This is a genomic window from Halomonas sp. AOP30-A1-24 (genome assembly GCF_052378165.1).
Classification (GTDB): domain Bacteria; phylum Pseudomonadota; class Gammaproteobacteria; order Pseudomonadales; family Halomonadaceae; genus Vreelandella; species Vreelandella citrativorans.
The window spans coordinates 1-9,241 of the sequence record NZ_JBQSXL010000052.1; the positions used below are offsets into that span (position 1 = coordinate 1).

The window sequence follows — 9,241 nt, forward strand, 5'->3', positions numbered from 1 at the left end:
CATCGTCATTATCATTACGTGTATTTAACCCTTTGACATCCATCGTACTACCCCCAGTTTTTTATATGGATCACGTTTACTGCTCAAAGATCAGCTAAAACCACCCTACCAAACCATCAACATTTACTATACCTACATAGATGGTGCTTTTAGTCTATGACAAAATCTTAAAAATGAAAAATCGTAAGTATGATTTAAAAAATTATTTCGCCAGAAAACGTCTATCCATTTGAAAATGCTAAAAATATTACCAACCAAGGCGTGACATCTCTTTCTCATAGCACCCAACGGGTAGAAAAGTGGTTTAATAACGAGTATAAGAAAATATACCAACTCATCAATAGATTAAAAACCTTGACGCTACAAACATCCAAACAATGGCTCCCATATTAATCTACACAACGGTATAGGATTATCTTCAAGGCCATAGCACGATATGACCACTCAATAAAAACAACTTAAGCCACTGTTTTACAATAAGGCATCATGAGTGAAAAAGGTATTTTATCCAGCCATCATTTAATGAATACTGGGCAACTCGACCAAGAATTAGAAAGATAAATATTCAACAAGCAACCATTTGTGCTGACGAATAAACAACAGTGCTATAATGGAATAAGTCAAGACATGAACATACAGTATGGCATGACCTAACAGGTCCCATAAAAAGGCATTTTCCTGACATACTCTCAGCTTACTGAAAGTGTCAAACAAATACCTAAAGGAGTAGCCTTGTTGCTTTCGCTATTCGTAACGCTTATTTAGGCCGGTGGCGTAGCTCATTAAGCACTAACGTAAAGAAACTACGAATTTCGTTCATTTTGGGTCGTGCTTCTTTAATCAGCGTATCGAAAGGTTCTAGTTCGCGCTCTTGCGCTTCCCTTTGTGCAATTTCTTCTCTTATTTCTTCAATGAGCTCGGAAGAGTCATCCAGCATGGCCTTGAGTTCAGCGGTCGATGTTGACACTAGCTCGTGTTGATGGGTCATGGGTGTTTCCTCAAAACAGCGTGGTGAGCGCAATCAGGATAGCTGGCACGGCAATAAATACGCCTAATACCCAAGCAGCGGCGAGTGCTTTTCTTTCTGAGGCGGCACGGCCTAGCCACTCGGCACCTTTAACAGGCAGTGGTCTTAAAAACGGTAGGCCAAAAATCACCACGACGGCAAATAAATTAAAGAAGAGGTGAACCAGTGCGATTTCCAGCGCCAGTATGGCAGTTGCCCCAGTGATTGCGGTGGCCGCAAGTAGCGCGGTAAACGTCGTGCCAATATTGGTGCCCAATGTGAAAGGGTAAATCTGACGTAAAGAGAATGCGCCTGACCCAGCTAACGGCACCATTAAGCTTGTGGTGGTAGAGGAAGACTGGACTAAAAACGTCACCACAGCACCAGAAGCAATACCGGCGACGGGGCCACGTCCAATGGCGTTATGCATAATGTTTTTTGCCTGCCCTACCATCAATACTCTCAGCAGTGCGCCGATATAACGAATCGCTAAAAAAATCACGGCAATACCAAAAATAATCATGGCAACGCCACCGGCAATCGTGGGCAGGTTCATGGCGACACTTTCAACCGAAGAGGTAATCGGCTTTGTTGCCATCCCGACAATATTAATACTGCCCATGGAAAGGTCAGCATCACCGTAAAACAGAAACGCCGTAGCGTTTGACAGCTTTTCAAGCGGATGAAAAATAAGCTCAATGGGCAGAAAAATCGCCACGGCCAGCAAGTTAAAAAAGTCATGCACTGTTGCGGCAGAGAACGCCCGCCTAAACTCGGCTTTATCACGTACGTGGCCAAGGCTTACCAATGTATTGGTGACAGTAGTACCAATGTTGGCGCCCATAATCATGGGCACCGCCGTAGCGACAGGCAGGCCGCCCGCCACAAACGCCACGATAACGGAAGTAACGGTTGAAGATGACTGTATCAGGGCCGTCGCGACAATCCCAATCATCAAACCAACAAAGGGGTTGGTGGCAAATTCAAACAACTGAGCGGCATGGCCGCCCGCGGCAATCTTAAAGCCATTACCTATGATGGATACGGCACAGATTAGGAAATACACCAGCAATGCAAGCGTGAGCCACTGCCTTAGCGTGCCCTTGCGCCGGACTTTTATTCTGCGACCCTGGCTTGGTAAGACCTCTTGCACAGCACTATTGATATTTTCGGCCATTGCCACATCCTCTTGGAAGGAAGAACGCACGTATAACCCACCCACTCCTGCAAAGAGTGGCGTCTATAAGTGACATAGGCGTGACAACGGCGTGGCACTATCGTGTTAGAGCGAACGGTATTGGATCGAAGAGAGGTTGTTCACAATGGGCAACATCAAGCGAATGCTGCTACTTCCTGGAAGCGGCATCCCATGTAAGTTACCCACGCTTGAACAATCGAAAGTGCTTTTTACCTTTTTGTACGATCCAGTATTGGTCAAAAAGCGCGAATGCTTGACTTAGCTGCCCTTGCTCGGCGCGCTCGCCATTGATACGTACAGCGTTCTGGTCAATCAATTCACGGGCCTGCCGCCTGGATGAGGCGAGTTCGCTTGCCACCATAGCTTCTTCCAGCGTCTGTCCAAACGCTACGTCTTGGCAGCGTAGCCCATCAAGTTCAAGTTGCTGTAGCTCACTACATGAGAGCGCAGCTACTTCACCACTGAACAGCGCCTGGGAAATACGCTGAGCAGCAGCCAGCCCCTCCTCGCCATGCACAAAGCGGGTAATGGTTTCAGCAAGTACACGCTGCGCTTGGGGCTTGCCAGCGGCCTGCTTGTCTTCTGCTACGATTGCGTCGATGTGATCGCAATCCATGAACGTGTAATAGCGTAAAAAACGGTAAACGTCAGCATCATCCGTATTCAACCAGAACTGGTAAAACTGGTAAGGCGAGGTCTGTTCCGGGTCGAGCCATACCGTGCCGCTTTCCGTTTTACCGAATTTGGTACCGTCGGATTTGGTGATCAACGGCAGCGTCATACCGAACACCTGCTCGCCGTTCAGGCGGCGTGTGAGGTCGATACCACTGACGATATTGCCCCACTGGTCGTTGCCACCCACTTGTAACCGGCAGCCCAACGTCTTGTTGAGGTGGGCAAAGTCATAGGATTGCAGCAGCGCATAGCTGAATTCAGTAAACGACATGCCCTGGTCAGGCCGTTCAAGACGCTGACGAACGGATTCACGGTTAATCATCGCATTCATCGAGAAGTGTTTGCCCACATCGCGAAAGAAGTCGATCACGCTAATCTGGCCAATCCACTCTGCATTATTAACCGCTTTCAGGGGCGCTTCGAGGTGCGGGGCCATCAACCAATAAATCTGTTCGCTTAAGGCGTTAACCCAACCCTCAACCGTTTCGGGAGAGTTAAGCGAACGCTCCGCCGCCTTGAAGCTGGGATCACCAATCAAGCCGGTGGCCCCCCCGACCAACGCCACACCTTGGTGGCCGGCATCCTGAAAGCGTTTGAGCATCAATAAGGGCACCAAGTGCCCGATATGCAGGCTGCCCGCCGTGGGGTCAAAACCGCAGTAAACGGTCTGCGGTGATTCGAGCAGAGCCTGAAGCTCATCCAGGTGAGTTGTCTGCGCAATCAAACCACGCCGTTCAAGGTCGTGAAGCAATGCCTGTACAGTCATCATGCTCGCCTTTTTAGCCATTAGAGAAGATGGTCATAGGCTAAAAGTTGGCGGCGCAATCCGCGATATCCCTAAAGGGATAGAAATCAGGATTGGGTGACGGGCGGTGCGGTAATGGCATGATTGATAAACAGGCCAAAGAGCTCGCTTAACGACGCCACACCCAGCTGGGCGTAAATACGTTTGCGGTGATTCTTGACCGTACCTTGGGTGATCTGCAGGCGCTCGGCAATCTCTTCGGAATCCAGGCCCTGCACCATCAAGGCAGCCACCTGCTGTTCACGGTGGGTTAAATGCGCCTGCCCAAAGCTGCCAATGGCCTGGTGAATGTGCTGGCTAATCGGCTGATCGGGCTGCAAAGGCTCAGAAAGATACAGCGGATTATTGCCCCACTGTTTGCGGCACAGCGCGGCCAGCAGCTCAATATACAGCTCAAGGTAGTGGGCATCGGAGGAAGAAAACCCGCCACTCTCCGCCAACAATCCCAAGTAGATAACTATCCAGCGGGCATCATCCAGACGAATGGCGAGACAAAGTTCATCCTGCCAGCCGGTTCGCTGATAGAAGTTGCTGGCATACTCGTTATACCCGGCAGGCGGTACCACATCGGCCATACACAGCACACCTTGGCGCGGTGCCTGGTCGAGCGCTACCAGAAAAGGGTCCTGCTGGTAATCCTGTAGCAAGTAACGCTGAAAAAGCAGCTCACGGCGCTCGGGAATGGAATCGAACAGGTAGATAGGGTGTTTGTCAGGCCGGTACCCAATGATCACCGCACAGTCAAAGTGGATAATGGTTTTGAGAAGCGCCGTCAGCTGTGAGGTGAAGCTCACCGTGTGCAGCGCATCAATCGTCTGCGTTAACGCATGCGACATGGCGTCTTTAAAGAGAGTAGGCATACGTATTAAACGGTGGCTGTGGCAGAGGACGTTCAGTATGCTTTAGTCCGCGCTCATTTATAAGACATTCACACGGTAGATTTTATGACCGACTCTCTCAGCAAGACAAAATCCAGCTTTTATCGACGCCTTTATGTGGCTTACCTGATCGACCAGGGCGTCGCTAGCGTACCTGCGCTCGTAAGCGCCTGCGGCATGCCGCGTCGTACGGCTCAGGATACGATTGCGTCACTTGCCGAACTGGACATTGAATGCCAGTTTCAACCAACCCAAGGCGAGCGCCATAACAGTGGTGAATACCGAATTATCAGTTGGGGGCCAATTGACCCTTCCTGGGTCAAAAATCAGGCAAAACGGCTGGCCGAGGCACTGGATTATCCTGCGTTCACATTTTGATTGCCTGTTGGTTCAGATGCTCAATCGCGCCAGGCAAGCCGAGCAGCATTTAGCGTAACGCTTAATGAACTGGCGACCATGGCCAGTACCGCCACCAGCGGGGGGATGGCCATCACGATCACCAAGCCCAGTGCTAGCGTGTTATAGACGGCCGACAGGGTTAAATTCTGCAACATGACACGCCGAGTTGCCTGAGCAGTGGCAAGCCCCTCAACCAGGCTAGCAACACCCGGTTTCAGTAAATGCGCAGCTGCACCTTCACGGGCGGCATCACTGGCGTTGAAAGGGGCTGCCCCAATATCGGCAGCCGCCAGGCTTAAGGTGTCATTAACCCCATCGCCCACAAACAGCGTAGGCCCTGGCAGCCCCTGAACCAAGCGGGCTTTCGCCTCCGGCGAACGCTCTGCAAAACATGCATTCGGCGCCAGCCCAAGGCGCTCAGCCACCGCCTCAACGGCGCCAGGCCTATCTCCACTCAGCATGACCACCCAGTAATCGGCTTGCAGTGATTGAATACTCGGCGCGGCATCCTCATACGGCGTATCTTCAAGATAGAAGCTGCCTAGCCAGCCCAAGGCGTCCGCAAGTACCACTTCAGAGGCGGCAAGTGAGGTATCCGTTTCATGTTCAGGTAGCTCAATACCCTGGCTATTTAAAAAGCGCTGGCTGCCGAGCCAAATATCGCCATGTTCTGGCAAGTGAAGGTGCACCCCTTGCCCAGGCACCTCTTCTATCACCTGGGATTGCCGAGGTACGTATGTCGGGTCAGAACCCGCCCAACGCGTGAGCGCTTGGGCCAAGGGATGCTGGCTGTTGGCTGCCACTTGATACAACGTGGCTTTAACCGCTGGCTCGGTCGCCCCTTCACGGCTTGCCCAATGCACTAGCACCGGTTCGCCCTTCGTTAACGTGCCGGTTTTATCCAGCGCAATGGTTTTTACTCTCGCCAGCGTTTCAAGCGCTGCCGGGTCGCGCAAGGCGATCCCCTGGTTTAACAGTCGGCCGCTCCCCGCCAGGCTTGCCAATGGCACGGCCAAACCTACGGCACAGGGACATGCAACGACCAGAACTGAAAGCGCTCGAACGGCGGCATCTTCAAGGCCAAGCCCCAATAATAGCCCCACCGGCAGAGTAGCTAACCCCAGTATCAACGCCACGGGGCTTAACCAGGCAGCAAAGCGGTCGGCGAGTTTTTGCAGCTCGCCCTTTTGCGTCTGGTAATGGCGCATTTGGTCGCGAAGACGATCCAGACGCCGTTCGCCAAAGGCATGAGTGACCGTCATACAGACATTAGTGCTGCCTAGTAACCGACAGCCGGCATAAACCGGCTCGCCTTTAGGAAAGTGGCGAGGTGTGCTCTCCCCTGTCAGCGATGCGGTATCCACCCACGCGGCCTCTTCTAAAATGCCGTCCAGCGCAATAAGCTCACCTGGCGTGAGCATTACGCTGGCACTCGGCAGCACCTCAGCCAAGAGTTTAACTTGCCACTTGGCGCCCTCCCACACCAGCGCCTCACCCTTTGGTTGGGGCAGGACATCAAGGGCTTTTAACCCGCGATGACGACACAGTGTTTCCACTAGCCGCCCGCCTAGCAAAAGCACAATGAGCATGACGGCCGTATCAAAATACACCTCGGCAGAGCCGCGCCATAAAAGCCCGAACGACACCACGACCGCAGACCAAACGCCGAGAGTCACCAGCACGTCCATACCCGGACGTTTAGCACGCAGCGTGCGCAGGCCTGCTCGATAAAACGGCCACCCAGCAAAGGTCACAACGGGAATAGAAAACGCCCCCGATACCCAAGCGACGACCCACTCAATCGTTGGGTTGGGCAACGCTCCTGCGTAAATCAAAAGAGATGCCAGCATGGTCCACATGCCAAACACGGACCCCACCAGCAGGCGTAAACTCAAATAGCGGCTTTCCTGCTCAAGGCGCGCATGCGCGTCCGCACTGGGTTCCAGCTCGGTTAACCGGTAGCCTAGGCGCTTTACTTTAGGGGCCAACGTGTCGAGCGAGATAGCCTCAGCAGCTCCTTTTACCCATAGTGTGGCGGTTGGGTAGTGAACGCTGATGCTCTCAATCCCCTTTCGGTGGCTAAGCACGCCCTCCACGGCGAGCGCACAACTGGTGCACCACATGCCGTTTAGCGTGTACAGCGCTTCTTTGGCGCTTGGCTCCCCCTGCGCCTGCATCGGTGGCTCTTTACCGCTTACAGACAAGGCGGTAAGCCAACCATCGGCCCGGCGACAAACACCACGCCCAAGGCAGAAAACACGTATAGCCATGCGGACACAAAGGCATTAAAGTGCTGCCGCCCTTTATGCTGTTTAGCTTCTTGAAAACACCCCCAGGCAAGCCCGGCCAATAGCACGGCGGTTACCAGGCTCAGCAACAACAGAGTGATATTGATATGGTTAAATGCACCCAGGTCAGGCTCTGGCGGCACCACGGCGCAGGCAACCGATAGCCCGCCGTAAATGGCGACAAACCAGATGCTCCAAAGCGTCAACCCACCTACAAAATGGCCCGGATGAGTAAGATTTAATCGCTGCACGATTGCTTTCATCGCTTAGCCTCCAATCACGCGCGGTAACACGGCCAGCGCAACAACCAATATCCAGAACACCACCACGTTATAGCGCCAGAAATAAGCGACGACTACCGGTTCAAACGGCGCATGCAATCCCACATAGCGGTAACCAACACGTAAGCCCTGGAGCAGGGAAAGTACCGCCCCCAAGGCGCTATGCAGCAGCGCGTAGTAGAGGCCTACCATCAGAATTGCATCATGCGACGTTTCAGTAACCGCCAGGTTAGCGCGTACCATTACCCATAAAATCAGCGCAAACTGAATGCCGCCCAATAGCGCGGCGCCGTAAAAGTTAAATGCCAAGCCACGCTCTTGTTGCTTACGCAGTCCTCGTACGCTCTTCTCCATTAACGCCGCACCACCCAGTAATGCGCCACCCGCGATGACAAGCACTGTTAAGGAAAGCGGCGATGTCTCGGGCATCCGCCATTCAGGCGATATCGTCCACAGATAAAACCAGCCAAATAGATAAGATAGGAAAAAAGATCCATTGGCGATCATTGCGGTTGTCATGGCCCAAACGCCGGGGCCATCCATGGTTCGGGAGTGCAGTGGTGGGTCGCCAGGCGTAACATTAGCGTTAGGTGCCGCTTTAGGATGGGCCCCGTTCTCCCACGACCAGCGCAGCAGGAAAACGACCGCCACCACTGCCCCCAAACCGGCCAACGGGTACCAGCGCAATAACAGGCTGATACACACTATCGCAAGCGCCATAGCAGCAAAAAGCGGCCACCAGGAGTTACTGGGCACATGAATAACTTCACGCACTTTGCCGGTTAGCGGGTCGGTGCCCCACATCTCGCGGCGGCCGTGGTCTGCTGAGGCCAGGCCGTATTTGCCTTCTTCCATCTCCTGGGGCAACTCTGGGTGCTCCCAAAGCGGGTGGCGTGTTTCAATAAGAGGCAAGCTGACAAAGTTATAGGGAGTCGGTGGCAGTTTATTGGCCCACTCCAGTGTATCCGCATTCCATGGATTGGTTTTAGCGGGTTTGCCGTAGCGAAAGTGCAGCGCGATATCAATCAGCACCATGGCGAACCCTGCCGACATCACAAACCCGCCGATGGAAGACAACAAGTTAAAAATATCCCAGCCCAATCCTGTGTCGTAGGTATAAACCCGCCGAGGCATTCCCAAAAGACCTGTCCAGTGCATAATCAAAAAGGTGGCATTGAAGCCAATAAACACCAGCCAGAAGCCCCATTTGCCAATCGTTTCAGAGGGCATCCGCCCTGAAAAGAGCGGCAACCAGTAGTAAAGCCCGGCCATTAACGGGAAAAGCATGCCGCCTACCAGTACATAGTGCATATGCGCCACGACAAAGTGCGTGTCATGCACCTGCCAGTTAAAGGGCACTAGCGCCAACATAACGCCGGTTAAACCACCGCACACAAAAATGACCAAAAATCCGACGATCCATAGCATCGGGAGTTTCATTTTGGGTTTACCAAGCCACAGTGTGGCCAACCAGACAAAAATTTGAATACCGGTAGGTATCGCCACCAGCATACTGGCAGCTGAGAAAAATGCCTGAGCCAGCTGGGGGATGCCCACCGTAAACATGTGGTGGACCCATAGCCCAAAGCTAATAAATCCCATCACGGTAATAGCGAATACAACCCAGCCGTAGCCTACGATAGGCCGACCGGCGAAGACGGGAATCAGCGTCGAGACAATACCAGCAGCCGGCAGAAAGATGATGTAAACT

At 52.8% G+C, this 9,241-nt stretch carries 8 protein-coding genes; 1 reads left to right on the forward strand and 7 read right to left on the reverse strand.

The window, feature by feature from the left end:
- Positions 1-757: 757 nt before the first annotated feature.
- The 4 genes from ACT3TJ_RS17465 to ACT3TJ_RS17480 all read right to left on the reverse strand — a co-directional run bounded on the left by ACT3TJ_RS17465 (position 758) and on the right by ACT3TJ_RS17480 (position 4,544).
- Complete coding sequence (locus ACT3TJ_RS17465; protein WP_193055111.1) at positions 758-988, reverse strand: hypothetical protein; 231 nt, start codon at positions 986-988, stop codon at positions 758-760.
- 10 nt (positions 989-998) lie between these two features.
- Positions 999-2,183, reverse strand: coding sequence for a Na/Pi symporter (locus tag ACT3TJ_RS17470; RefSeq protein ID WP_444622734.1), 1,185 nt, complete (start codon positions 2,181-2,183; stop codon positions 999-1,001).
- A gap of 199 nt (positions 2,184-2,382) precedes the next feature.
- Positions 2,383-3,645 (reverse strand): tyrosine--tRNA ligase, encoded by a 1,263-nt coding sequence (gene tyrS, locus ACT3TJ_RS17475; protein ID WP_444622739.1) that lies wholly within the window; start codon positions 3,643-3,645, stop codon positions 2,383-2,385.
- A gap of 86 nt (positions 3,646-3,731) precedes the next feature.
- Complete coding sequence (locus tag ACT3TJ_RS17480; RefSeq protein WP_444622735.1) at positions 3,732-4,544, reverse strand: helix-turn-helix domain-containing protein; 813 nt, start codon at positions 4,542-4,544, stop codon at positions 3,732-3,734.
- An 84-nt stretch (positions 4,545-4,628) separates the two neighbouring features.
- Here ACT3TJ_RS17480 and ACT3TJ_RS17485 point away from each other — a divergent pair, with 84 nt between their 5' ends.
- A complete protein-coding gene (locus ACT3TJ_RS17485) occupies positions 4,629-4,940 on the forward strand; it encodes a winged helix-turn-helix domain-containing protein (protein WP_444622736.1) in 312 nt (103 codons plus the stop codon).
- A gap of 20 nt (positions 4,941-4,960) precedes the next feature.
- Here the strand turns inward: ACT3TJ_RS17485 and ACT3TJ_RS17490 are convergent, their stop codons facing one another.
- The 3 genes from ACT3TJ_RS17490 to ACT3TJ_RS17500 all read right to left on the reverse strand — a co-directional run.
- On the reverse strand, positions 4,961-7,138 hold the full coding sequence (locus ACT3TJ_RS17490) for a heavy metal translocating P-type ATPase (protein WP_444622737.1): 2,178 nt from the start codon (positions 7,136-7,138) through the stop codon (positions 4,961-4,963).
- 17 nt (positions 7,139-7,155) lie between these two features.
- Positions 7,156-7,512 carry a hypothetical protein gene (locus ACT3TJ_RS17495; RefSeq protein ID WP_172118302.1) on the reverse strand — a complete coding sequence of 119 codons (357 nt, stop codon included), beginning with the start codon at positions 7,510-7,512 and terminating at the stop codon, positions 7,156-7,158.
- Between the two features lie 3 nt (positions 7,513-7,515).
- On the reverse strand, positions 7,516-9,241 hold a 1,726-nt coding region (locus tag ACT3TJ_RS17500), incomplete at its 5' end, for a cbb3-type cytochrome c oxidase subunit I (protein WP_444622738.1).